This window comes from Aquirufa sp. A-Brett2-W8 (assembly GCF_054558755.1).
Genome location: NZ_JBPXKS010000008.1, coordinates 1 through 24,141, shown reverse-complemented (window position 1 = coordinate 24,141; position 24,141 = coordinate 1). Strand labels below are relative to the sequence as shown.

The window sequence follows — 24,141 nt, the reverse complement described above, 5'->3', positions numbered from 1 at the left end:
TTCAAAATGAAAGCAAATTCGACTTTAATCAAGCAGGTAATCGGGATGGTGATTTTATTCACCCTCGTACTTTCTGCGGTCGTATTTGCAGAAATAAGTTTCAATGAAGTCGTTTGTAAAGGTCTGGAGATAAATGTCGATTCCGATAATGAAAAGACGCTTTTGAGTAAAAAAGATATTCAACTAATGGTGTCAGAACAAGGCACAGACTATTTCTTAGACAAACCTATCACCCAGATTTCTTTGCGAAATATTGAAGATCGCGTGAAGCGAATTCCTTTAGTTAAATCATGCGAGGCGCACCACGATTTCAGCGGCATCATTTCGGTTTCGGTCAAAGAATATAAACCGATAGCCCGCATCGTCCGTTCGACGATGGGAACATCGCCCTTTCCGGATCAATACATTTCAGAAGACGGGAAATTCATAGGGACTAGTCCGCTGTTTACTCCACGAATCCTTGTGACTGGCGGTCCCTATTTTGATGGGAAACGCGATCTTCAAGATAAAAGAGGAAAGACATTGATTCCTTTTTTTCAGTACATTGCAAATAACGCCTTTTGGAAGGCGCAAATCTCTCAAATTATCGTCGCAAAAGACGGGGGAATCGTGTTAATTCCGACGATAGGAACTACACGCATTGATTTTGGCCTAGCGGTTAACATCGAAAATAAGTTCAAAAAATTGTTCATATTCTATCAAAAAGTGATCCCGAATAAAGGGTGGAACAAGTATAGCTGGGTGCAGCTAAAATATAAGAATCAGGTTATTTGCGAATAATGGCCAAATGTTTTAATTTAATATTCGTTCTACAAAAAATATATAATGCGTAACGACTTAATTATTGGTTTAGATATTGGTAGCTCACATGTTAGAGCTATTGCAGGAAAGCAAAATGACCGCGGCAGATTAGAAATTTTAGCAACAGGAACCTCTGTTAACAGCAATAATGTGTTAAATGGGGAAATTGTTAATATCAATAAAACGACGGCAGCTATTTCTGAAGCCATGAGTCAAATTTCTCACGTATTAGATGGAAAGAATTCAGATCATTTCTTTTCCTCTAATCTATCAGGATCGCATATTAAAGTGCAGCCTTTTAGCTTATCGAAAATAAGAAAAAATGAAAGAGATGCTGTTTCGAACAATGAGGTAATGAGCCTTTTTGAGGAAGCTAAGCGTACTTTTGCAGACAAAAATCCTTGCGTTTTACATACTTTACCTATTGGATTTAAGGTAGGAAATTTACCTGAAACCCTAGATCCTATCGGTCAAATAGGCCCAAAAATTCAAGCCGATTTCGTATTCATCTCGGCTAATCCAAGCAAGAATGATTTATTAACACAATGTTTGAAATCTGCTGAAACGAAGCATTTAAAGAAAGGAAATGTGTATTTCAGTTCTTTAGCTACGGCGAGTTCTGTATTGAACAAAGAAGAAAAGCAGGAAGGCGTTGTATTAGTCGATTTAGGTAGTGGTACCACGGAGATCAGTATTTTCCAAAACAACCGCATAAAGCATGCTACCGTATTAAACTGGGGTGGCGATTTGCTTACTGCTGATATACAATCAGGCTTAGATATCTCTAAGGACCATGCCGAAACATTAAAAGTTCGTTTTGGCTCAGCGATTCAGAAAGACATTCCCGTAAGTGAAGTAGTCCTGATTCCGGGAATCGCAGGTCGTAAGGCAACGCCGGTATCGGTGAAGAACTTAGCCATCATCATTGAAGAGCGTTTGAAAGAATTAGCAGCCATTGTGGTAGCCGAAGTTTCGAATCACGCTGATTTAAAGAATTTGAAAGCAGGGATTGTATTAACCGGTGGCGGTGCGCAATTGCCTTATATTGATGAATTGTTCCAAAAATTCACCGGCCTAGATGCCCGCATTGGAGATCCTAATGCTTCTTCAAGCAATCCTGAAATTGCCGCAGAAATCAAAGATCCTTCCTTTGCCACGGTAATTGGATTAGTTCAAGTGTATTACGATCAGCAAGAAACAGCTGAGGCAGATGAGGCTCAGATGGCTATCGTGCCTATGAAAGAAATGGCAACAGAATCAGCTTATACTGAATCGAAAACTTCGAAACCAGCTCCACGCATCGGTGATTTATTCCGCAAAATGGTGGATGTCGTGATGGGTGAAGAAGATGAAGGTGAAGCTACGTATTAAAAAAGCTCTTTAGAATAGCTTTGATTCGATCAATTGAATCAAAATGTGGATCACTTTGATGTGGATTTCTTGAATGCGATCTGCGTAACCAAAGTGGTCCACTCTTATTTCATGGCATCCATAAGAGGCTAATTGTCCTCCATCTTTGCCCGTTAATAGAATCACTTCCATTCCTTTAGCCTGAGCTGCTTTTACGGCTTCGATAATATTAGCCGAATTTCCTGAGGTGGAGATTCCTACTAAAACATCCCCTGCATTTCCTAGGCCCTCTATAAATCGAGAAAATATATAATTATAACCAAAGTCATTACTCACACAGGAAATGTGCGAGGGATCTGAGATCGCCATAGCGGCTAAAGCCGGACGATTTTCGCGGTAGCGACCTGATAATTCTTCTGCAAAATGCATCGCATCACAATGGCTTCCACCGTTCCCACAAGACAAAATTTTATTCCCTTTTTTTAGTGCATTAACAAGCACATCAGCCGCCTTTTCGATCGATTCGATCTTCGCTGGGTTGGCTAAAAAGTCAGCTAGAACTTGCTGGGATTCTTGAAGGGATTGGGTGATCAGATTATTCATAAGACAAAGATAATTAAAAATTGCCTCCTGCACCGCCTCCGCCGAAGTCCCCTCCGCCAAAGCCGCCAAAATCAAATCCACCGCCGCCACCAGAGCCACCGCCACTGCCGTAATTCCCGCCACCTAAGAAAATAGGAGGAAAGAACATGCCGCCTCCGCGAGATCCGGGACCACCTTTTCCGCCACCATTGCGTACAGCCTTGATAATGGAAATGATGATTAATAAGAGGAAAATGATAATAACGGGAGGAATACCCTGCGGCTCTTCACCGCTATCCTCGTTTTTAAATTCCCCACTCGCGCGACGCATCATTTCGGTGGTCGCTTCATCTAATCCTTGATAATAGACCCCTGCCTTGAAGGTGGGTTTTAAAATTCGATTAATGATTCGTTTACAAACGGCATCTGGTAAAACATCTTCGATGCCTCGACCCGTCACGATGCGAAGCTTGCGATCTTGCATGGCTACCAGGATGACGACGCCGTTGTTTTTGCCTTTTTGGCCTACACCCCAGACTTTCCCTATATCAATCGCGTAATCGTAAGGATCGCGGCCATTCGTGGAATTAACTAGAACTATCGCAAATTGGGTGGAGGTGGAATCTGCATAACCGCGCATCTTCTGCTCTAGCGCATTTTCCTCTTCCGGATTTAATAGGCCAGCCTCATCTAAAATAAAACCGTTGGGTTTTGCGGGAATGCCTTCTTGCGCAAAAATAGAGGAACAGGAAAGTAAGAATAGGAGGAGAAGTTTCCGCATATATAGGGTTAAATGCCAAAAGAAATTTCGTTCGACAATTCATTGACATCCCCCGCATCGTAAGGGAAAAAGTTAGCTAATACCTCTCCGGTGCGCTTCACACCATGAGCAAGACCTGCGCCAAACTCATTTTTCGCTAAGTAAACCCGCATCTCATCTCGAATGGTTTCCCAAAACTCGGCCGGCACTTTCGCATCGATTCCTTTATCCCCGATGATACTATACTTGCGGTCTTTCATCGCCAGATACACCAAAACCCCATTCTGCAAATCCGTTTTCTGCATACCTAATTGAAAGAATACCTCCTTCGCCCGATCAATCGGATGTCCTGCGCAATGACTTTCAATGTGCACACGAATTTCTCCAGATGTGGTTAATTCCGCATCTCGAATGGCTTGTAAAATTAGGTTTTGGTGTTCTTCTGACAACATCCTTATTTCTTCTCGTCAAAGTTTACTTCTGGCGCTTTATCCGATCCAGCATCCGCTTGGAAGAATCCTTTCTCTGCAAATCCAGAGAACGACGCGATTAAGCTATTCGGAAAAGTAACGATCAAGGTGTTATAGCCCTGAACCGCTGCATTGAAATTATCGCGCTCCTCTTTGATTCGGTTTTCTGTACCTTCTAATTGAGCCTGCAATTCAGAGAAGTTCTCCGTTGCTTTCAATTGCGGATAGTTTTCAGCTACCACCATCAAACGCGATAAGGCACCCCCTAAAGAAGACTGTGCCGCTTGGTATTTTTGCAAATTCTCTGGGCTTAAATCCTTCGAGTCTAATTTCATTTGTGTAGCACTGGCACGAGCTTCGATCACCGCTGTTAACGTCGATTTCTCGAAATTAGCTACGCCTTGAACTGTTTTCACTAGATTAGGAATTAAATCCGCCCGACGCTGGTAGGCACTTTGAACGTTTGCCCACTTAGCTTTTACGTCTTGATCCGATGTAGCCATGCTATTGCGAGAACCTACACCCCAAAAAATCACGAGAGCAATAACTCCCAAAACAATCAATACTGTTAATAAGGTCTTATTCATGTTGATAAATTTTAATTGGTTTTATTTGAAACAAAAATAACTATTAAATATTAAAGACCTGATTTTTGTGCGACAATCATCCGGTCATTTTCTTTAAAGTCCTGCAACAGCTTGACTTCTTGGAAACCCTTGCTAAACAAGAGCTCGACAGTTTGAGTTCCAAAATGCTGGTTAATTTCTAGACATAGATAACCTCCAGCCCGCAAACGCTCCTGAGCAAAATCAGCCAGCGCCACATAATATTTCAAGGCATCGTCATTAGGCACAAATAAGGCTAAATGCGGTTCAAAGTCTAGCACATGCTTTGCCATCTCTTTGGCCTCGTCCTGAGTCACATACGGTGGATTCGAAACGATTACATCCCACGAACCCTCCGCAGAAGGCCAGGTAAAAATATCTTGTTGTTTAAATTCAACCGAAGCGCCCAGCAAAAGAGCATTCTGACGCGCCACCTCGAGTGCCCCTACTGAAATATCCCAAGCCTCCACATTCAATGAGGGACGCTCTAATTTTAACGAAATAGGTATGCAACCAGAACCTGTTCCTACATCTAGTACGGATTCATTTTTAGGTGCATGACGTAATACGAGATCCACTAGCTCCTCGGTTTCAGGCCTAGGAATCAAGGTATCCGAATTCACTGAAAATAAATGATCGCGAAAATAGGTCTTCCCCATCACGTATTGGAGGGGTTCTCCTCCCGCCAGGCGCGCCATTCGCAACGACCAATCTGCTGGCAATTCCACCTCTTTTTTAAGTACGATATCCATAGAGCTCAAATTCCATCCCAGATCAAGGCAGCGAAAAGCGATCGCACGAGCTTCCGAGGCCTCATAATGAACACTAATTGAATCAGTGATTTGTTGGAGGAGAATAGGACTAGAAATCGATATCATTTGTGGATAATTTGGGTAAATTTACGAATTATAAACCGATGAAAACGCTATGAAAAAATTAATACTACCGCTCATCACAATCCTAGGATTCCAGTCGACGGTGAATGCACAATACAAGACGATCGGCAAGATTCATGTCTATGATGAATCCGTTAAAAGCTTGATCGACCCAGCCACTCCTATTGAGATTGTGGCGGAAGGCTATACTTGGTCGGAAGGCCCGGTTTGGGTGAAGAAAGGGAACTACCTTTTGTTCTCAGATGTACCTGAAAATAAAATTTATCAATGGACCGCGGATAAGGGAGCCGTTCTTTATTTGACGCCATCTGGCTATTCAGGCTCCGTGTATTATTCTTATGAACCGGGTGCGAATGGTTTGATTATAAACCAAAAAGGGAACCTGGTATCTGCCGAACACGGAAATAGACGAATTGCGGAGATGCCTTTGGGAAAACCGGAATTAAAAAAATCCCTGAGTGGATTATGGGAAGGCAAAAAACTGAATAGCCCGAACGACGTCATTCAAGCAAAAAATGGGGATTATTACTTCACCGATCCTCCTTATGGTCTGCCGGGCCGCGGAAAAGACGAGCCAGCGAAGGAAATAGCCTTTCAAGGGGTCTACCGCATCACGAAAAAAGGGGAGATGAGTTTGCAATATGCTAAAATGGCTAGACCCAATGGTTTAGCGATGAACCCAAACGAAAGTATCCTGTATGTGGGCTCCTCAGAACCGAAGGAATCACATATTTTAGCCTTCCACGTGGGCAAGGACGGAAACCTGGGCGAACCTAGTGTTTTCTTTGATGCTGCCGAATTAGCCAAACAAGGAATCCGTGGAGGTTATGATGGGATGAAACTAGATAAAATGGGTAATATTTGGACGACTGGGCCAGGGGGAATTTTGATCATCAGCCCAGCTGGGAAATTATTAGGACGCATCGAGACGGGGAACCCGAATTCAAATGTAAATTTTGGGGAAGATGGCTCGACCTTGTTTATTACCTCTAAGATGAATCTGTTGAGAGTGAAGACGATGACGAAAGTGCTGAAATAGCCTAAGCGATACCTAAAAAAAGGCCTCGATCACAAAATCGAGGCCTTTCTCTTTTACAATTCTTTGATCTTAATGTTTCGGTACCAAACCGGATTTCCATGATCTTGCAAAGCAATACGCCCTTGCATATTCACACCAAATCCAGGCATTGTTTTGAATTTAGAACCAGCAATCATTGCCTTCCAATTCGCATCATCTGTACGCGTTTCTACGACTTTCGATCCATTTAAATACAATTGCAATAAGCCTTTGTTATTTACGATACGTGCCGTGTTCCACTCCCCTACCGGCTTAGTTACCTTCACTGATGATTTAATTAAATCATACAAATCTCCTGAATTGTGTTTGATGATTTTTCCATCCGGATGGCCGTCATCATCTAATACTTGCATTTCAGGTCCTGTATTATAGGTGCTGTGGTATTTAACGGCATCTTCTGTGACATTGAAAATAATTCCGCTATTCCCATTAGGTGAGATTCTCCAATCCACCGAGAAATCATAATCCACATAGGCTGCATCAGTAATCAGATCGCCGCCGTCTTTTTTAGTTAAATCAAATCCAATTATGCCATCTTCAATCGTCCAAGATGCCCCTACTTTACCTGGTTTGCCATAGGTATGCCAGCCAGTGAAAGTTTTACCGTCAAATAAAATTTTAGTTCCATTTCTCTTCTCGGCCTTCGAAAGTTGGTTTGCAACCTGACCAAAAGAAGATAACGCTAAGCAAATCGCCGCGCAACTCAAAAGTAATTTGTTCATGTTTGTAAGGTTTATGATTTTTACAATACTACTAAAAGTCTGCAACAATTGTATCCCTTGCGGACAATTTTAGCTTGAAATCTTCGTAAATTGCGGGCTGATATAAAATCCATGAAGACTAAAGTAGCCCCAAAGCCCTCCATCAACATCATCACCCTCGGTTGTTCGAAGAATCTTGTCGATTCTGAAGTACTCTACACCCAATTAAAAGGGAATGGATTAGAGGTGACCCATGAGGCGAAAAAGGACAAGGCGAACATCGTCGTGATTAATACCTGTGGGTTTATTGATAATGCCAAACAAGAATCGATCGACACTATTTTGCGCTATGCAGACGCAAAGCAGGCTGGCAAGATCGATAAATTATACGTGACGGGTTGTTTATCCCATCGCTACAAGGAGGATTTAGAGCGGGAGATTCCGATGGTTGACTCCTTCTTTGGCACGAATGAATTACCTCGCTTACTAAAGGCCTTAAAGGCTGATTATAAGCATGAATTAGTGGGCGAGCGTTTATTGACGACGCCAGCGCACTATGCCTATTTAAAGATTGCAGAAGGTTGTGATCGCCCTTGCAGTTTCTGTGCGATTCCATTAATGCGTGGAAAACACGTATCGACGCCGATGGAGGAATTAGTGAAAGAGGCTTCGTTGCTGGCGAAAAAAGGCACGAAAGAATTGATATTAATCGCCCAAGACCTTACTTTTTACGGCTTAGACCTAAAAGCGGACGGCAAATCGGGTCGCCAATTAAAAGAATTATTAGAGCGCTTATCTGATGTCAATGGCATCGAATGGATCCGCTTGCAATACGCTTATCCAGCGGGATTTCCAGTCGAAATACTGGATACCATGGCAGAGCGCGATAATATCTGTAAATACCTTGACATGCCACTCCAAAGTGGTTCTGACGCCATGTTAAAGCACATGCGTCGGGGAATTACCCGGGCTAAAACGGAGGAATTAATCCATACGGTTCGCGAAAAAGTGCCGGGTATCGCTTTAAGAACGACTCTGATTTCGGGTTATCCAGGGGAAACAGAAGAGGACTTTGAGGAAACTTATTCCTTCGTGGAACGTATGCGTTTCGATCGTTTAGGCATCTTTAATTATAGCCACGAGGAAAATACGCATGCTTACCTAGTGAACGATGATGTGCCGGAAGAGGTGAAGCAATATCGTTCGGATGAGATTATGGCAGTACAACAAGGTATTTCGGAAGAGTTAAATCAGGAGAAAGTAGGCCAAACACTGAAAGTGATGGTCGATCGCAAAGAGAGCGGCTTCTTCGTAGGGCGTACTCAGTTCGATTCTCCAGAGGTGGATAACGAAGTGTTAATTCCGGCGCAACAATACGCACGTTTGGGAGATTTTGTGAATGTGAAGATTAATAAAGCCGAAGAGTTCGACTTATACGGTGATATTATAGCGTAAACGAGCTAATTCGCATATCGCGCAGATCAAATGTCAGTAGGCCTTTTTGGGCTGGCGATTCGAAGCCGGCTAGGTAGAAAATGGCTTCTTTGGCCTGAAATAAACCGATAATTCCTGGCAATACGCCTAAAACTCCTACTTCATCGCAGGACGGTATTTCTTCAGGACTCGGTTCGACCGGAAACAAAGATCGATACGACGGGCCCACCGGATGAAACACCGCAAATTGACCTTCCCAGGCGTGAATCGCACCATAGACAAATGGCTTTTTCAAAGCCACACACACATCATTAATCAAATACCGAGTTTTGAAATTATCCGTGCAATCGATGATAAGATCGTGTTGATCGATATAAGCCGTTGCGTTTTCTGCTGTTAAATTCTCCTCGATGCCTTTGATTATAATCGCTGAATTCAAGACTTGCAATGCCTCCGCTGCCTTAAAAGCCTTTGGCGCTCCCACATCCGATGTTTTATACAGCACTTGACGCGCTAGGTTCGATAATTCAATGATGTCCGCATCCAGAATCGTGATCAATCCCACACCAGCCGCTGCTAAATAAGGCAAGGCGCCACAGCCCAAACCACCAGCACCCACCACGAGAATGGACGCCTCTTTCAGGCGCAATTGCTGCGCTTTCCGCCATTCCGGCAGATTTAGTTGTTTACGGTAGCGTTCGAATTCTAAATCGCTTAACATATACGTGGGTACAAATAAAAAAAGCCTCCCTGAATTTCAGGAAGGCTAATTTCGGTAATTATTTTGAAAACTAAACGCTTAACGTACCCTTACGAGCTGCAGCGATTAAAGTTTTTTCGAAACCATTCTTGTTGATCGTGCGAATTGCTTTCGCACAAACCTTCATACGAACCCAAACACCTTCTGACTCTAAGAAGAATTTCTTAGTCTGTAAATTCGGGTAGAACTTACGCTTAGTCTTGTTATTAGCGTGAGAAACGTGGTTTCCTACTTGAGTTTTGCGTCCTGTAATTTGACAAACCTTTGCCATAGTATTTTTTATTTAATATTGTTCTTTCCTAAAGGGATTGCAAAATTAGGAAATAATTTGAAATAACCCAAACCTCGATTGAAAATTTATAAAATGCAAGACAATGTGTATCTTTGGGGATGGCTAAGCGTAATACGAAGGCACCCCTAAAGAAAAAAATCGTCTCTTCCCTGATCTGGTTAGGAACCTTGCCTTTGTGCCTATATACGCTCCTGACCTATCTTTTGAGCTATTCTCTCATCGTGGAGCATTGGGTCGCCGGCTTTATTATGATGACCATGCCTTACGCACAATTATTGTGCTTTTTCTCCTTGATTTACTGGCTTTTTCAGCGAGCGAAGCGAGCGCTTTTGCCCTTGATCGTGCTAGTGCTAGGTTATGGATTTATCGGGAGAACCATTAGCTTTAATCAACCCGTGGCAAGTTTAGCGAAGCCGATGACGGTGATGAGTTATAATGTTTTTGGGATGTATTCAAATGAGTATGAGGCCAAAAAAGAGCAATTAGAAGAACTGAAAAAAATCATCCGCGATTACGATGCGGACATCAAATGTTTTCAAGAATTCTATTCCCATTCCGATCGCAAAGCCTTTCACACCGTTTCCTTTTTAAAGGAAAAATACCCGCATTATGCCTTCATTCCACTGAAGAAGCAATTATTTGATTCGCACGAGAAAATGGGATTAGTGGTATTTTCTAAATACCCCATCATCCATGAGGAAGGCGAGCAATTCGAAAATTCGGCGAATGGATACCTATTAACTGATATTGTGAAGGATCAAGATACGATTCGGGTGATTAATATGCAGCTTTGGTCCATGGGAATTCGGGTAAATAAGATGACCTCTAAAATTCGTTTGCAGGATTATACGGATGCCCAAAAAGAAGGACGCGGCATCATTTCCTCCCTACGCAAAGGCTTTATTGAGCACAAAAAGGAGATGGACAAAATCAATCGCTTGATCCAAAAAAGCCCCTATCCCATCATTGTAGTAGGGGATTTAAACGAAACTCCCTCTGGCTGGGCCTATGGAACGATTCGCGAGCGCTTAAAAAACTCATTCGAAGAAGCAGGTTCAGGTTTTGGCTTCACTTTGAATCGCAGCCCGTATTTAGTCCGCATCGACGATCAATTCTTCTCGAAGGAATGGAAAGCCATTAACTTCCAAACCCTGAGAAGTATCAAATACTCCGACCACTTCCCTACGGTAGGCCAATACATCTTGCATGGAAAATAAGCTCTGGAAGGTCTTGGGCACCACTTTTGGCGTGGCCGTCACCCTGGGTGGCACCATAGGAACCGGAATTCTCCGTAAACCAGGCCCTATCGCCGCCTCCCTTCACGATCCCGGCTTAATCATTGGCTTGTGGATTCTGGTAGCCATTTATGCCCTTTTAGGCGTTAGCTGTCTTTTAGAATTAAGTTTATCCATTCCCAAAGCCGGTTCTTGGTATGTCTATGCCGAACGCGCTTTTGGCCGTTATATCGGCTTCCTGGTAGGCCTCACGAGTTGGTTAGGAACCGTCACTGCCTTAGGCTTCGGCTCTTATACCTTCAGCGAATACCTGATCATCATATTCCCCTCCTTAAGCCCTTATTTAGTCTATTGCGCCATCGGCATTTTAGCGCTTTTGTGGTTTTTCCATCAATTAGGCGTGGTCATGGCAGGCAAATCACAAGAATGGCTCAGCGGCATTAAGGCCTTAGCTCTCTTACTATTTATCGCTATTTGTTTCTTGTATGGTGGCGGTGGAGTTTTCAATGAGCAGGCCAAAGCCCCAGCAGGACTCCCCCTCGCAACGGGCATCATGACCGCGCTTTTATCTATCTTTTATGCCTTCGACGGCTGGCACACCGCCAGCTATTTCACCGAGGAAAACAAGGATCCCGTCAAATCCATGCCAAAATCGATGTTCATCGGAGTCATCATCGTCGCAGTGATCTATTTATTAATAAACGTGGGCATACTTTATAGTCTACCGCTAGAAACCCTTTCAAGCAGTAAATTAGCGGCTGCAGATGCCATGAAAGCCTTATTTGGCGCAGATATGGGACGCTGGATTACCGTCTTTTTAATGCTAAGTATTCTAGGAATTTTGAACACCCAAGTGATGTTCGCCCCCCGCGTGATTTATTCAATGAGTCGCGATGGCCTGTTTTTCAAACAAGCAGAGAAAGTAAACGCGGCCGGATCTCCTACCACAGCTACTCATTTAACGGTTTTCTCCGCTTGTATTTTCCTTTTAGCAGGCAAAGAGATTAACGAACGTTTATCTGACATCGCCACCTTCTTCTTTGTAGCAAGTTATTTAGCCGGATTCGCATCATTATTAAAGCTACGCGTCTCGGAACCTGATTTAAAACGCCCTTACCTCGTGTGGGGATATCCGATTCTTCCGTGGATATTGGTGATTATCTCGGCGCTATTCTTGATCGGAACCTTGGTGACGAATCTGGGGAGTGTGGTGTATGTGGTGGGGTTTATCCTAGTTAGCTTTTTCATTTTCAAATTTGGTGGACTTTCTAGTCCAAAGAATAAAGCATAAAGCACAAAGAATAAAGTACGATTCGCCTACGGCGATTAATTTGGAAATGTTTTTTCCTACGGACTCATTCCCTACGGACTTTATTCTTTGTGCTTTATGCTTTATGCTTTAATTTTCAATGTATCGCTCTCAAAAACTCCAGCACCGATTGCTTAATTTCCTTCACCGACGTATTGCCCAGATTAGATAATACAGAGAAGGCAAGCGTCTTTCCTTCTTTGGTCAAATAATACCCAGATAGATCATAGGTATTCCCAAAAGAGCCAGATTTCGCCCAAATACGCACGCCGTCATTCAGGTCCTGCACATTCCGCATAGTTCCTGTCTTACTGGCTTCAGGCAAAAGTGCATGCAAGCGATCCGGAGCGACTTCTTTCGCTAATAACTCTAAGATGTAGATGAAATCCTTTGGCCTGAAAAGATTATAACGAGACAAGCCTGAGCCGTCTACCCACCTAATATCTTTCAAAAACTCATTTCCTGGTTCTTTCTTTAAATTTTCTATCACCTGCGCCGGATCCCAGCCCTTCTCGGCTGCGATCATCACTAAAAGCTGCTCGGCAACTGCATTATCACTTTGATGAAGTAAGGATACATACAAACTATCGATCTTACCCGCATAGAATATGCGCGCATCCGGATGAACGGCTAGCGGCATCGTCTCCACCGATTTGTGTAAGGTATCCGTTAACAAGAAGGTCGTCATATCCGGGGACGTGATGAAAGGGACGTCTTGGGCACCGTATTTTTCTGACTTCAGCTCGGGTAAGGTAAACTCATTTTTCAAACGATTGCGTCTCACCTCGAGCGTCGATCCGGTTTTAGCAACCGCCTCAAAAGCATCTGGCATGATGGCCCACCGGCGCTGCGAGGCAGAGAAATTAATGACATTCCCATACAAGGGCATATCAGAAATTTCGGCAGAATAGTAGTCATTATAGTCATCAACAGCCCAGCCAGTCCCTTGTGGGAAAAGTGGCTTTAGGGGTGCTCCATACACTAAAACTTTCGAAGAAGCTGCTAAAAAATCACGTAATGCTGTATTTTTCAGAGTTGGATGCAAGTTGCTAATGTCGCCGGTTCCCCAGAAAAAGAGGGTGTCCTTTGTTTCGCGGTATTTAAAGGAAGGGATTTGATTTCCTAGGATTCGATTAGCTTGTAAAAAAGTCAAAAGCTTCGTGTTAGAAGCTGGCATGAAATAGTGATCTGCATTTTGTTCAAAAAGAACTTTGCCAGTGGCTAAATCCTTAATCATCACGCCACTGGCGCGCTGAGATAGACTAGATTCATTGAAGGCGATCTGTAAATGAGAGCTTTGGCAACCTGCTAAAGCGAGCAGGAGTAAAAAGGCTAAATTTTTCATGCAATAAAGGTAAAAGGTTTAGCGAATTATTACAGCCAAATCTGCTTAATAGTCCCCAAGTAGTGACCCTTCTTTCCAGCATGCACAAAATCAAGAATGGCATCGTTCATAGAAGGATAGATATTTAATTCTGCGATTTTGTCCACAGGCACCCAGACTAAATCGTTTGCCGTTGTTTCACCTGCTTGTAAAACGGGAATTCCTGCAACAATATCTCCTTCGAATATTACATGTAAGCAAGCATCGTAATCGGTTGTAGCGTGTACCTGGCCTACCGCTATCATTTCCCCCACTTCTACCTCGATACCTAACTCCTCCTCACATTCACGTGAAATGCAAACTGGAAATGTTTCGCCTGAATCCACATTTCCACCGGGCAAAGCGAATTTGCTACCACTTGGATAATCATAGCGCAAGAAAAGCACATGATTATTTTCAATGATAAGGGCAGCTGGTCTAATTCGCATAAGGTAGGATAAATTTGAAAGATTAAATATACCATTAGATTTCCTAAATTGCAGGCAAAATGAACGTATTAGCATGCAAATAAGAGAAATTTGTCAGGTGATGGAAGCTTGGGCACCTTTAGCCTGGCAAGAATCATACGATAACGCGGGTCTACTGGTAGGGGACGCTTCCACGGAGGTGAAAGGCGTATTAATCAGCCTAGATTGCACGGAAGAGGTCGTGGAAGAAGCCATTCAGAAAGGCTGCAACTTGATTATTTCCCATCATCCGATCGTTTTCTCCGGTTTAAAGCGGATCACTGGTGCAAACTATGTCGAAAGAACAGTCATTAAGGCCATCCAAAACAATATTGCTCTATACGCCTCTCATACCAATTTAGACCATGCGCCGAAAGGCGTTAGCTACCATTTGGCTGCTAAGCTAGGAATCACAGGACAGGTATTGAAACCAATGCGCGATGCCTTGAAGGCCTTGCAGTATTATGTGCCAGCGACGCATGAGAAAGCCCTGCGAGACGCATTGCACGCGGCTGGTGCAGGAAATATTGGGGAGTATTCGAATTGCAGTTTCACTCAGGAAGGTTTGGGTCGTTTTCAACCTTCCTCTGCATCGAATCCACATACGGGGTCAGCTAATGTTTTATCTGAAGTAAACGAAGTAAAAGTGGAGATGATTTTTCCTGCGCACCTCTCAGGCCCCGTTTTGGACGCATTAAAATCAGCTCATCCCTACGAGGAAGTTGCTTATTCGATTCATTCATTGGATAATTCTTGGCAAGATGTGGGATCTGGATATATTGGAACTTTAGAGAAACCTTTGTCGCCAGACGAATTTTTAGATTTTGTCAAAAAACGTTTAGGCCTGAAAGCCCTCAAACATACGGCTTTAGCTACTGGACCGATTTCAAAGGTGGCGGTTTGTGGGGGTGCCGGAAGTTTCTTGATTAAAGAAGCAAAGCAGCAGGCAGACGCTTATATAACCTCAGATATCAAGTACCACGAATTTTTTGACGCAGAAAATCAATGCTTACTTATTGATGTGGGGCATTACGAATCGGAAGTCATGATTATTGATGCGATACATGACTATTTATCAAAAAAAATTAGTACTTTTGCGGTTCTCCTGAAAAGCAAAACAAATACAAATCCTGTATTCTTCTCTTGATAAAAGGATAGAATTTAGACAATTCAAATAAATTAGAATAATGGCTACAGTTACCGAAACAACAATTGCTCAACGGCTTGAATCGCTTTTAAAGCTTCAATTAATTGACTCCAACTTAGATTCAATTCGTAAGGTTCGTGGTGATTTACCCGAAGAAGTTCGTGATTTAGAAGATGAGATCATGGGTTTAGAGACTCGTTTAGCTAAATTTCAGCAAGATATAGCTGAATTCGAAGAGCAAATCAGCAACTATAAAATCTCGAAGAAAAATTCTGATAACTTAATCATTAAGTATAAGGAACAACAAATGAATGTGCGTAATAACCGCGAATTCGATGCAATTTCTAAGGAAATTGAATTGCAAGGAATCGAAATGGAAATTGCAGACAAACGTATCAAGGAAATTGATTTTAAAGTTTTGAACAAAAACGACGAAATCGCTTCAGTTGAATCAAACTTGTTCGAGCGTAAGAAAGATCTTGAGATCAAGCAAAACGAATTACAAGTGATCATCGCAGAAAGTGAAGAAGACGAGCAAAAATCATTAAAAGATCGCGAGAAAGCTGTGAAAATAGTAGACGAGCGTCTTTTCAAATCGTACACAAAATTACGCGATAACGCACGTAACGGCTTAGCAGTTGTTTTAGTGAAGCGTGGTGCATGTGGCGGATGTTTCAGCTCTGTACCTCCACAACGTCAAACAGACATCAAAGACAAGAAGAAAATCTTAGTTTGCGAGCATTGCGGACGTGTATTTGCCGGCGTGGAAGATGTGATTCCAGCTCCAGAAAAAGAAAAGAAATCTCGTGCTAAAGCAACTCCAGCTGCAGCTAAAGAAGCCGTTGCTGCTGAGTAATTTCAAGAAGTATATAGATAGAGAAAGCCCGCTAGAGATAGCGGGCTTTTTTTGTTACCTAATCATAGATAACAAGATTCTGAAGTTATCTGCAATTAATTCCTCTGGTGGTATGGGTTTATAAGCTAGTGCCGTCAATTCTTTTTTATATCGAGATTTTAACTGACGCCAAATCCCATCAAAATCAGTTAACAAAGGAGAATCGGTAATTAATTTTTCGTTCCAACCAGCTGGCTCATCAAAAAGCGCTAAGTCATGTTCCCACAATTTACTGAAGCGAATTTTAATTGTTTTTGATTGAAATAAGTTAATACAATCTACGTGTGAGCATAAAAAATAAATATCATAAAAATGCCTAATTTTTTTTGAGAGGCTTTCAACAGGATTTTTATCAAAAGAAAATCGGATTAAAGAAACCATTTTTTCAATCAGGGTCTGATCAAGACTCAATACATTTAGTTCAAATGGATGAAGGTTAAAAATGTTGACATAATCCTGATTTTTGCTAAAAGTTAAAAACTCAAAAACTAGACTACTTAACGTCATTCGTTTAAAAGGGAAAGGATTCGCAAATGCATTAACTTCTATAATCAACTTATCAAAAATAGTAGAATCGTGAGATGACTGAAATTGAATGACTGACTTTCGATACCTAGAACCTTTACTTGTTATCCCATCCAAATGAAAATCAATAAAACCTCTAGTTATTTCCTTCTCTATTGACCTCAAGAGATTTTTAACATCATTACCTGAATCTGAACTTTCACTTATGATAGCTATATCTATATCTTCTGAAAATCTATCAATTAATTTATAGGCCTTGGACAATGAAGTACCACCCTTAAAAACAGCATTTTGTACATAATTAGAATAGGCTAGTTGCCTCAAAACAAAAGTTAACCAATAATCTTTTTCAATAAATTCACTCTTTATTTTATGGTGGTTTGAAGTGGCTCTTATTAATTCTATAAATATTGTTTTATCATCATGAAGATTCATTTAATATTCCATTTATTAGTGGTTATAAGTGCTTTTTGCAGCCCTTCAAATTTATAGGTAGTAATGGGATTCAATGTTTTCAATAAAGAGAAGGTTAACTCTTCCTTATTTAACTGATCAAACATGGCACCTGCTAAGGCACGAGTTGCTGGATTGTATTGAAATGCCAACTGCACTAGAGCGCTCTGCTCTTGGGATGACAAGTTAGAAAGTATATCAAGGAGTCTGTAACAACAACTTGATAATGATGCATCAGGTACTTTTTTGATAAATCGAATTGAATCCAATATTTGCAATAAGGGTATTGATGCCGCTGTTATCTTATTTTTTTGCTTAACAAAAGTGATGGAATAAAAATCACGGCTTAAAGGTGGCCTAAAATCATTCCTTCCTATTTGAATAGCGTTACTTACTTGGGTAGTAAGTCCTAATTTATTAAAAATAGAATATCCTGTTAAATACCCTTTTACACAACCCTTTTCTTCTATTAAATCCTTAAGTATTTCATCACTAGATGGCTTAAGTTTACCAAATACGGTTACTTCAGGTTTGTAGAATTTCCCTTTAGCCAATTTTTCAATTTCCCCAGCTTCAACTAATCTATTTAAGGCTTTTATAACAGCTTCCCTTTTAGCATTATCTAACTCAAAGCTAGACTGAGTAAATACTAAACCCACTGGCATTTTCTTTATCTTTTCTGAAATAAATTGTGCGACCTTCATATATTTGTCCAATAATTTATATAAAAAACTGGACAAATATAGATAAAATTTTATACTTTAACACAATGAAAAAAAAGACCCTAACCACTGAAGAAGATTAATTACATCCCCTTCATCCACTCGAACTCCTCAGAAAAGGCATCCATCCAGCAATCTGCGAAGTACACCCGGTTGCGATTCAATCCTAAAACTAGTTCGCGGGTTCCTTTAATGAAGTACGCTTTTGCCGTTTCTTTCGCCCAGGATTCGTCGTCTTGAAATTGCTGAAAGCCATGCGTAAAGGTAGCGTTAACTCTACTCACTAAGGTGGCGATGGCTGGGTTTTGGTATTCTAGCGGTTTTCGAGGATCAGGAGTTCCGTATCTTTTTAACAGCGTCATTTCTTCATAACGTTCATTCGCTGTAGCCGCTAACGGCTGGGTGAGCACGGAGCCTTGGGCTAATCCTACAATCCGTCGCATGAGCTGAAAATGGGATGCGTCGTTAATCCACTCGCTTAAATGTACGGTTCTATTAATCAGAAGCAGGTATAGGTAGAATACAAAATAGGACATCTCGCCTACATTAGCAGAAAAGGGAACTTGTACAAAATTATTATTCATTTCGTACCTAATCTCTAACCGATTTTGATAAACATAAACAAGACCATTTTCGAATGGGTCTGTTTCTTCGTTCGCGAGGACTTTTTCCCTGATCTTTTCAAAGAGTTTTTTAATTACGGCCAAATGTTGTGCAGATACCCCCCCCTCGATAATACCTCTATAACATCCTGGACAAATATATACGCTTGATAAAAGTGTTTCAATTTTACGCTTTTCGACTACCCAGTTATTGAAGCAAGGCTTTGTATCTCGGTGGACAAAAGGAGCTGTTGCAAACACTTCATAATAAGACGAATAATCGGCAGCGCTGTACTGAAACCGGCGAAGTACTAAGGAATAAATTAAATACGCATTAGCATATGCTTCTGCTCGGGTGGAAAGATCTGGGTAAGTGTGCTTCCAGGATTTGGCATGTATGAAACCCCCGCGTGAGTCTCCGTCTGCTAATGCACAAAAAAATCCCATTTGATTGCTCTTCTCAGAAACGACAAAAATGAAATCCTCTGGGCGAATCTTATGTTCAGTTCGGTAGGCATCTGAAATGGCAAAATATTCCTGAAAAGAGGGAAAAGAAGAGAGAGTAAAAGATGTTTTTGTCCGAGGTTTTGCGGTATGGGTTTCGAATAGTTTAGATTTTACCTCGCTCTGAATCACCTCAACTAAGTCATTAAATGTGGTACTAGAGCAGTCGTCAGATTTCAATAAGTGGAGGATGATTCTAGCCATAGATTTTAGAGGTTTATTCTTCCAAAAATATTAAATTTTCTAGATTAAAATTCATCTTTAGAAAAAGAGATTCTTGGCTTATTTTTAGGCCAAAGGCATAGAACTCAAATCCATATTCTTCTTTATAGGTTTTGATCAACTCACCCAGCGTTTCCACGGTATAAAAACGGCTAGCATTTTCTTCAAAATCTGAAAAGACCAAAACATGCTTAGTGTAATCAGCTAGCTCTAAGTGTTCTTGTATCCAAGAACTCGTCATTGCCATGGCATCTATAATAGCAGAACCAGGCTTATAGTCAAATGTCTGTTGCATCTTGTTTTGTAATTCGGCTATCGGTATGGTTAAAATTCGTAACCGGAGATGATCATCGAAAATAGTCAAACCTACCTGGTCAGGATTGGACTTGTTTTGATTTAACTCAATTAGGTGATCGAGCTGATCCAAAAGTCTGGTATAGACTGGGGTATTTTGAAAAACTCGATGGGAGACGCTTGCGTCAATTAAGAAATGGAAGTAGGCCATAGGGTTACATTTTATGTTAGACGAAGGTCGCAGTAAAGAGCAAATTAGGGAATCTGATGTAAGGTTACATCTACTTCATACAGGGTAAATAAGCACGTAAATTTGTGTTAACAAAAACGGCAGATTAAAGAGATGAAATTGTCACTGAGCTAAACTCAATTCGATTTTGTCAATCTAAAAAATACCTATTTTAGTACAATTGAGTAATATTTTACACATAAATCAATTAAATACGATGAAATTTTGACATTGGAATATCAGCTATTTTAAGACACTGTCGAAATGATTTAAAATAAAAAAATAACTTTGCATCCTCATTTAAAAAGACCTGTTCTATGAAGCCAAAAACCTTCCCTTCGAAATCAGTTATTTCTGTAGCAGATTTAGACCTTGGAATTAAAAGTAATTCCAAAAGACAGCGTGTTGTAGCCTTGCTACTTTTCCTTATCCAGCATAAGGGAACCTTCGTAAGTAAGCGTAGAATGTCAGCGTTCCTGGGTGTCACGGATCGTTCGCTGTTCCGCTACTTAGGGGAGTTAAAATCGGTAGTCCCGTTAGATACTAAGAGTGGTATGTACGGAATTAGAAATGTGGCTTAATAGTATAAACCTTAAATGAAAAAACATGAGTAAGACTAAAAAACAAAAAATGGAATTGTTGTACCGTATTTGTAAGGCTTTGTCCCCTTTATATGGTGAGTTAGAAGACGAGAAATTGCGCGGGCAGATCTCTGTGATGTTAGGGGCCCAAATTTTTTATGTTGGGTGTCCAAAGGAATCCTTCCAGAAAATTTCCGTAGAAGGAAAGAAGGAGTTAGCTGCCTTACAGTCGGCGGGTTTGAGTAAGGCGAAGGCCTTACAGAAGTTAACGAAGGAACACCAAACTTCCCCGTAAGATTGGTGGATTACAGTTGATGGAATACATGTCAGGTCACCAGGTGACCTATGAAGAATTTGAGTCTTTGTTACATACCTACTTAGAGTGGAATTATGTGACGAGACAGGAGAATAATAACTTGAAACCTTTCCAAAAAGTGGGAAAGTTTACCACCCCAGAAGAAAGTTACCGCGCTGCGGGTGTGGCATTAACTGATTTTTAATTGTGTTTGTGTGTTTTCATAATTGTTGTTTGGTGTTTAGTTGTTAAACAATGAAATTCGGCTGCTTTTAGCGGCCGAATTTATTTAAAATCTAAAGAAATATGGATGCATTTTTTACCGGTTTAGGCATTATTTCTGTTTTAGGACTGATCATTTCGTTCTTTATGGAGGATCCAAAAGCCATAGATGATATCCATAAAAACCTTCGAAAATTAGGCGTTTATCCACTGGGAAAGGGCAAGAAAAGTCCGTATAAATTAACGATTACTGATAAAAAAGAAGACAAGGTAACATACCCATTAGATCAGGAAAACTTCTTTTTTGTTATTTGTCATTTTTCTCCTGATTGTGAGGCTTTTGCGAACTATATGCTGGAATTATGGTGCTTAACTCCGTTTAATTTAATACTTACCGATGGTTTAGGGGAAACGAAGAAGACTGAAACGCTGGGGCTTTGGCAATATAATGGGAAGCAGCATACGATTAGTATTTGTAGTAAAGACGTGAAAACCGAAGTAATGGCTCTCATCCTTATTCATGAGATTGCCCACCTGCGGATTCATACGCTTAGCTCCTACGCCTATGTCTATAATTTGAGTGGCAAAAAGATTAAGTCGCCCTATTACGGGATGAGTCTGAAGCCTCATGGCCCACAGTTTGCCGCCGTTTTTTCTGAGATTAGCCGGCCCACTTTAGAGATGAAGAAACTATATTCTTCTAAACAAAAGAGGCACCTGACTTCTTATTTTCAATCGCCCAAAAAAGTGCATTTAACTCCCCTCGCAAAGTGCGGCAGCATTCCGGTTTATTGATGAAACAGATAATTACAAATCGCATTCAGACTACCATCTCCATCACTAATGGGGATAGCCATGTGTTTATTCAGACGAATCATGACTCACCTAGCCTGATCCAGGTCAATACAAACGGTATCCATATTCAGATTCAAACGGGTGGAAACGCGCGCGTGAATCCTACCTATGATACTTATGAGGAAGTGAGGCCCATTGCTTTGCCTGGGCCTGTGGCACCTACGCCTATTAGTCCGAAGCCGCCGGTACCTCCTAAGCCTTTTAATCCGGGATTCAACTTTTGGCCTTTCCAAAAATCCATTAAATACGTCAGCGACCTCCCCATTCAAACAACGGAATTCGTTCGCTTAGCGCTGAAGTGGTGCGAGGAGCATATCGAAAAGTCGAAACGCAAGTACACCTACGAATTAAAGTATTATAAGCCCAAAAAGACCATGGGCACCTACCAATATTCCACTCGAAAAATTACGATTTATGTCTATCCCTCTTTAGAACTAAAGTCGCTTTGCAGCACCCTGATTCACGAGTATGCGCACCATTTGCATTTAAAAAGCCAAGCAGATCAAAACGAATATGATCGCTTAGAACGCAAGCATGGCTATTGGAATAATGCTCACGAGAGGCTGAGTCGAGCTTATGAAGCAAAGTTTGGTGCGGCATTGTGGAGGTATATAAAGGTGGCTATTACCGATACATAAAATATGTTTTAAAAGTTATTTTATATATTTATTTAATTACAAAACTATTCTATTATAGTTTTGTAATTAAATAAACACTAATATTCTGAAATGGCCGATTATCAATTGACAAATAACATCAGTAGATGTTTAAATGTGGATTGATAATAATGACATGGATTCATTATAGAGTTTCTCTAAATCAATCCAAGTACTTTGATAATTGCGCAGAAAGTATTGCAAAAAAAATTTATTGATGACTTTACTATTTAAAGAACATTAAAAAAACAATTCAATTTAATATTAAAATATAAATAAAATATGGAATATAAAATCGAAATATCAGATGATAACGGTTTATTTGGTTTAGTTGATGTTACTGGAAAAGTAGTAATAGAATGCAAATATTCAGACATTAGTACAATTAAAAATTATTCTGATTTATCTCTGACAAATTTTTCTACAATCTATCTACTTTTTGGTGGTGATGATGGAGATTGTACTTTTGCATATTTTTCTTACTTTGAAAATGATAATTTAATTATTTCAAAATCTCCTTATTCGTTTTCTGTTATCAGTCATCGCGAGTCCCATTTTTATAAGGGATTAACAATTTGCACATCAAAATCATTGGATGAAATAATAATTAATCTTAAAGAAGAATTAATTGGTGGGCCCTATAATGATTGGGCTGAATGTTATGCAGGTCACAATATTAATTTGGAGGAATACGAATCACTCGTCTGTGAACTTTGTAGATCATACGATTTACTTGGATTTGAGTATGGTTACGGAAACGAAATAAAACCGTATTATAAAAAAGAAAGAGATGAAAATCTATATTATTTGACACCAGGATTTGCTTGGTCTACAGATGAAGAAAGTCAATTAGGCTATGATGTAGCTGAGAGTGAAAGTATGGTTTATAATGAAATACATAATTACAACTTGGAAAATGGACTAGCTTTAGTAAATGATCATGGAAAATTTAAATTTATAAATAGGTATTACTTTGAAATAGGTCAAAGTTTTGATTTACTAGTTTCAAAAGAAGATTTTGGCTTGTTTTTAAAAGATAAGAAATGGGAAATCGGATATAGTTATATTAAAGTGGGGAATACGATCAAAAAGATTCAGTTTACAGGAGACTTTATTAGTGAAATATGTCTTAACCCAACAATATTTACAGAAAATGAAGTTTTAAAAAAATTTATTAGATCGAAAAGATTTTGTGACCCATTAATTCAAACAAACCCAAATAGTATAGTGTATAAAATTGACATTGGTTATTTAGATGAGAAGGAAATTGATGCTAAAATTATCAATGAAAATTTTATAAGAACCAATGAATGGGAAAAACAAATAATTAATACAGATATGCTAGTAGAAGAATTTATTGATAATCATTTACCATTTCAAATATCGCCTAATGCTGATTTAGTTGGATTAAAAAATAATATTCAAGAGTTTAATACCCTTTTTGGAAATGCTTTTAGTGGTTATAAGGTTATTGAAACATATGAAATTTAAAATTAAAGATTTTTTCTTCGATTATAAACTGTCTGTTAATCAGGGACACTTACAGATCGAGAAAGAATTTGATGGGATAAAGATTGACTTAACTAAAATTCCTATAAAAAGAGAAACGAAAAGACCCCATTCAATTGATTTAATAGCGCTATTAAAAGCTAAATATATTTAATAAACTTGGAGCTATTTAAAGGCACCATCTCAAAAAGTGTGTTAGTGGCACCATCTCGTAAAGTGTGTAAGTAGAAATATTTAGGGTTTCGACCTTGATAATTTTTTTTTACTTTTAAACACTAAATAAAATGGAAGTGGAATTACCCGATTCATTAACCGATGCTTTCTTAA

At 40.2% G+C, this 24,141-nt stretch carries 28 protein-coding genes; 14 read left to right on the top strand and 14 right to left on the bottom strand.

Annotated features, from left to right (window positions below; all coding sequences use genetic code 11):
• Window positions 1-6: 6 nt before the first annotated feature.
• Together ACST13_RS08805 and ftsA are read left to right on the top strand one after the other, a co-directional pair.
• A complete protein-coding gene (locus tag ACST13_RS08805; protein ID WP_459522826.1) occupies window positions 7-780 on the top strand; it encodes a cell division protein FtsQ/DivIB in 774 nt (257 codons plus the stop codon).
• 45 nt (window positions 781-825) lie between these two features.
• Window positions 826-2,172: a cell division protein FtsA gene (gene ftsA, locus ACST13_RS08800; protein WP_459522825.1), complete on the top strand. Its 1,347-nt coding sequence runs from the start codon at window positions 826-828 to the stop codon at window positions 2,170-2,172.
• A 9-nt stretch (window positions 2,173-2,181) separates the two neighbouring features.
• On the opposite strand, the gene lpcA is transcribed toward ftsA, so the two are convergent.
• Genes lpcA through prmC form a run of 5 tightly spaced genes read right to left on the bottom strand, consistent with a single transcriptional unit; the run spans window position 2,182 to window position 5,446 of the window.
• Window positions 2,182-2,754, bottom strand: a complete 573-nt coding sequence (lpcA, locus tag ACST13_RS08795; protein WP_459522824.1) for a D-sedoheptulose 7-phosphate isomerase — start codon at window positions 2,752-2,754, stop codon at window positions 2,182-2,184.
• 13 nt (window positions 2,755-2,767) lie between these two features.
• On the bottom strand, window positions 2,768-3,514 hold the full coding sequence (locus ACST13_RS08790) for a TPM domain-containing protein (RefSeq protein ID WP_459522823.1): 747 nt from the start codon (window positions 3,512-3,514) through the stop codon (window positions 2,768-2,770).
• Window positions 3,515-3,522: 8 nt separating this feature from the next.
• Entirely contained in the window at window positions 3,523-3,945 is a 423-nt protein-coding gene (locus ACST13_RS08785; RefSeq protein WP_459522822.1) for a TPM domain-containing protein, read from the bottom strand.
• A 2-nt stretch (window positions 3,946-3,947) separates the two neighbouring features.
• Complete coding sequence (locus tag ACST13_RS08780) at window positions 3,948-4,550, bottom strand: LemA family protein (RefSeq protein WP_459522821.1); 603 nt, start codon at window positions 4,548-4,550, stop codon at window positions 3,948-3,950.
• A gap of 50 nt (window positions 4,551-4,600) precedes the next feature.
• Entirely contained in the window at window positions 4,601-5,446 is an 846-nt protein-coding gene (prmC, locus tag ACST13_RS08775; RefSeq protein ID WP_459522820.1) for a peptide chain release factor N(5)-glutamine methyltransferase, read from the bottom strand.
• 49 nt (window positions 5,447-5,495) lie between these two features.
• Between prmC and ACST13_RS08770 the strand changes: the two genes are divergently transcribed.
• A complete protein-coding gene (locus ACST13_RS08770; protein WP_459522819.1) occupies window positions 5,496-6,503 on the top strand; it encodes an SMP-30/gluconolactonase/LRE family protein in 1,008 nt (335 codons plus the stop codon).
• A gap of 53 nt (window positions 6,504-6,556) precedes the next feature.
• On the opposite strand, the gene ACST13_RS08765 is transcribed toward ACST13_RS08770, so the two are convergent.
• Window positions 6,557-7,264 carry a 3-keto-disaccharide hydrolase gene (locus tag ACST13_RS08765; protein ID WP_459522818.1) on the bottom strand — a complete coding sequence of 236 codons (708 nt, stop codon included), beginning with the start codon at window positions 7,262-7,264 and terminating at the stop codon, window positions 6,557-6,559.
• 111 nt (window positions 7,265-7,375) lie between these two features.
• Between ACST13_RS08765 and rimO the strand changes: the two genes are divergently transcribed.
• On the top strand, window positions 7,376-8,698 hold the full coding sequence (gene rimO / locus ACST13_RS08760) for a 30S ribosomal protein S12 methylthiotransferase RimO (protein ID WP_459522817.1): 1,323 nt from the start codon (window positions 7,376-7,378) through the stop codon (window positions 8,696-8,698).
• On the opposite strand, the gene ACST13_RS08755 is transcribed toward rimO, so the two are convergent.
• Window positions 8,688-9,398 carry a HesA/MoeB/ThiF family protein gene (locus ACST13_RS08755; protein WP_459522816.1) on the bottom strand — a complete coding sequence of 237 codons (711 nt, stop codon included), beginning with the start codon at window positions 9,396-9,398 and terminating at the stop codon, window positions 8,688-8,690. The genes rimO and ACST13_RS08755 overlap by 11 nt on opposite strands.
• A gap of 70 nt (window positions 9,399-9,468) precedes the next feature.
• Window positions 9,469-9,708, bottom strand: a complete 240-nt coding sequence (gene rpmB / locus ACST13_RS08750) for a 50S ribosomal protein L28 (protein WP_459461803.1) — start codon at window positions 9,706-9,708, stop codon at window positions 9,469-9,471.
• Between the two features lie 119 nt (window positions 9,709-9,827).
• Between rpmB and ACST13_RS08745 the strand changes: the two genes are divergently transcribed.
• Window positions 9,828-10,946 carry an endonuclease/exonuclease/phosphatase family protein gene (locus ACST13_RS08745; RefSeq protein ID WP_459522815.1) on the top strand — a complete coding sequence of 373 codons (1,119 nt, stop codon included), beginning with the start codon at window positions 9,828-9,830 and terminating at the stop codon, window positions 10,944-10,946.
• The gene (locus ACST13_RS08740; RefSeq protein ID WP_459522814.1) at window positions 10,936-12,255 is read left to right on the top strand and encodes an APC family permease; all 1,320 of its coding nucleotides are present in this window, start codon (window positions 10,936-10,938) and stop codon (window positions 12,253-12,255) included. The genes ACST13_RS08745 and ACST13_RS08740 overlap by 11 nt, the downstream gene beginning before the upstream one ends.
• Before the next feature lie 115 nt (window positions 12,256-12,370).
• On the opposite strand, the gene ACST13_RS08735 is transcribed toward ACST13_RS08740, so the two are convergent.
• Window positions 12,371-13,618, bottom strand: coding sequence for a D-alanyl-D-alanine carboxypeptidase (locus ACST13_RS08735; protein WP_459522813.1), 1,248 nt, complete (start codon window positions 13,616-13,618; stop codon window positions 12,371-12,373).
• Between the two features lie 29 nt (window positions 13,619-13,647).
• A complete protein-coding gene (locus tag ACST13_RS08730) occupies window positions 13,648-14,085 on the bottom strand; it encodes an NUDIX domain-containing protein (protein ID WP_459522812.1) in 438 nt (145 codons plus the stop codon).
• A gap of 73 nt (window positions 14,086-14,158) precedes the next feature.
• Here ACST13_RS08730 and ACST13_RS08725 point away from each other — a divergent pair, with 73 nt between their 5' ends.
• Together ACST13_RS08725 and ACST13_RS08720 are read left to right on the top strand one after the other, a co-directional pair.
• On the top strand, window positions 14,159-15,250 hold the full coding sequence (locus ACST13_RS08725; protein WP_459522811.1) for a Nif3-like dinuclear metal center hexameric protein: 1,092 nt from the start codon (window positions 14,159-14,161) through the stop codon (window positions 15,248-15,250).
• A 40-nt stretch (window positions 15,251-15,290) separates the two neighbouring features.
• The gene (locus tag ACST13_RS08720) at window positions 15,291-16,106 is read left to right on the top strand and encodes a zinc ribbon domain-containing protein (protein WP_459522810.1); all 816 of its coding nucleotides are present in this window, start codon (window positions 15,291-15,293) and stop codon (window positions 16,104-16,106) included.
• Window positions 16,107-16,160: 54 nt separating this feature from the next.
• Here the strand turns inward: ACST13_RS08720 and ACST13_RS08715 are convergent, their stop codons facing one another.
• The 4 genes from ACST13_RS08715 to ACST13_RS08700 form a co-directional block, all read right to left on the bottom strand.
• Window positions 16,161-17,105 (bottom strand): nucleotidyl transferase AbiEii/AbiGii toxin family protein, encoded by a 945-nt coding sequence (locus ACST13_RS08715; protein WP_459522809.1) that lies wholly within the window; start codon window positions 17,103-17,105, stop codon window positions 16,161-16,163.
• Complete coding sequence (locus tag ACST13_RS08710; RefSeq protein ID WP_459522808.1) at window positions 17,102-17,827, bottom strand: DUF6088 family protein; 726 nt, start codon at window positions 17,825-17,827, stop codon at window positions 17,102-17,104. The genes ACST13_RS08715 and ACST13_RS08710 overlap by 4 nt, the downstream gene beginning before the upstream one ends.
• Window positions 17,828-17,928: 101 nt before the next feature.
• A complete protein-coding gene (locus tag ACST13_RS08705) occupies window positions 17,929-19,155 on the bottom strand; it encodes a hypothetical protein (protein WP_459522807.1) in 1,227 nt (408 codons plus the stop codon).
• Between the two features lie 13 nt (window positions 19,156-19,168).
• Window positions 19,169-19,678 (bottom strand): vWA domain-containing protein, encoded by a 510-nt coding sequence (locus ACST13_RS08700; protein WP_459522806.1) that lies wholly within the window; start codon window positions 19,676-19,678, stop codon window positions 19,169-19,171.
• 335 nt (window positions 19,679-20,013) lie between these two features.
• Between ACST13_RS08700 and ACST13_RS08695 the strand changes: the two genes are divergently transcribed.
• From ACST13_RS08695 to ACST13_RS08670, 6 genes are all read left to right on the top strand, one after another.
• Window positions 20,014-20,277 (top strand): hypothetical protein, encoded by a 264-nt coding sequence (locus ACST13_RS08695; RefSeq protein ID WP_459522805.1) that lies wholly within the window; start codon window positions 20,014-20,016, stop codon window positions 20,275-20,277.
• Window positions 20,278-20,302: 25 nt separating this feature from the next.
• Window positions 20,303-20,572, top strand: coding sequence for a hypothetical protein (locus ACST13_RS08690; RefSeq protein WP_459522804.1), 270 nt, complete (start codon window positions 20,303-20,305; stop codon window positions 20,570-20,572).
• 19 nt (window positions 20,573-20,591) lie between these two features.
• Window positions 20,592-20,777 carry a hypothetical protein gene (locus ACST13_RS08685; RefSeq protein WP_459522803.1) on the top strand — a complete coding sequence of 62 codons (186 nt, stop codon included), beginning with the start codon at window positions 20,592-20,594 and terminating at the stop codon, window positions 20,775-20,777.
• A 101-nt stretch (window positions 20,778-20,878) separates the two neighbouring features.
• The gene (locus ACST13_RS08680) at window positions 20,879-21,589 is read left to right on the top strand and encodes a hypothetical protein (protein ID WP_459522802.1); all 711 of its coding nucleotides are present in this window, start codon (window positions 20,879-20,881) and stop codon (window positions 21,587-21,589) included.
• Window positions 21,589-22,287 (top strand): hypothetical protein, encoded by a 699-nt coding sequence (locus tag ACST13_RS08675; protein ID WP_459522801.1) that lies wholly within the window; start codon window positions 21,589-21,591, stop codon window positions 22,285-22,287. Before ACST13_RS08680 ends, ACST13_RS08675 begins: the two co-directional genes overlap by 1 nt.
• 300 nt (window positions 22,288-22,587) lie before the next feature.
• Complete coding sequence (locus ACST13_RS08670) at window positions 22,588-23,796, top strand: hypothetical protein (protein WP_459522800.1); 1,209 nt, start codon at window positions 22,588-22,590, stop codon at window positions 23,794-23,796.
• Window positions 23,797-24,141 lie beyond the last annotated feature (345 nt).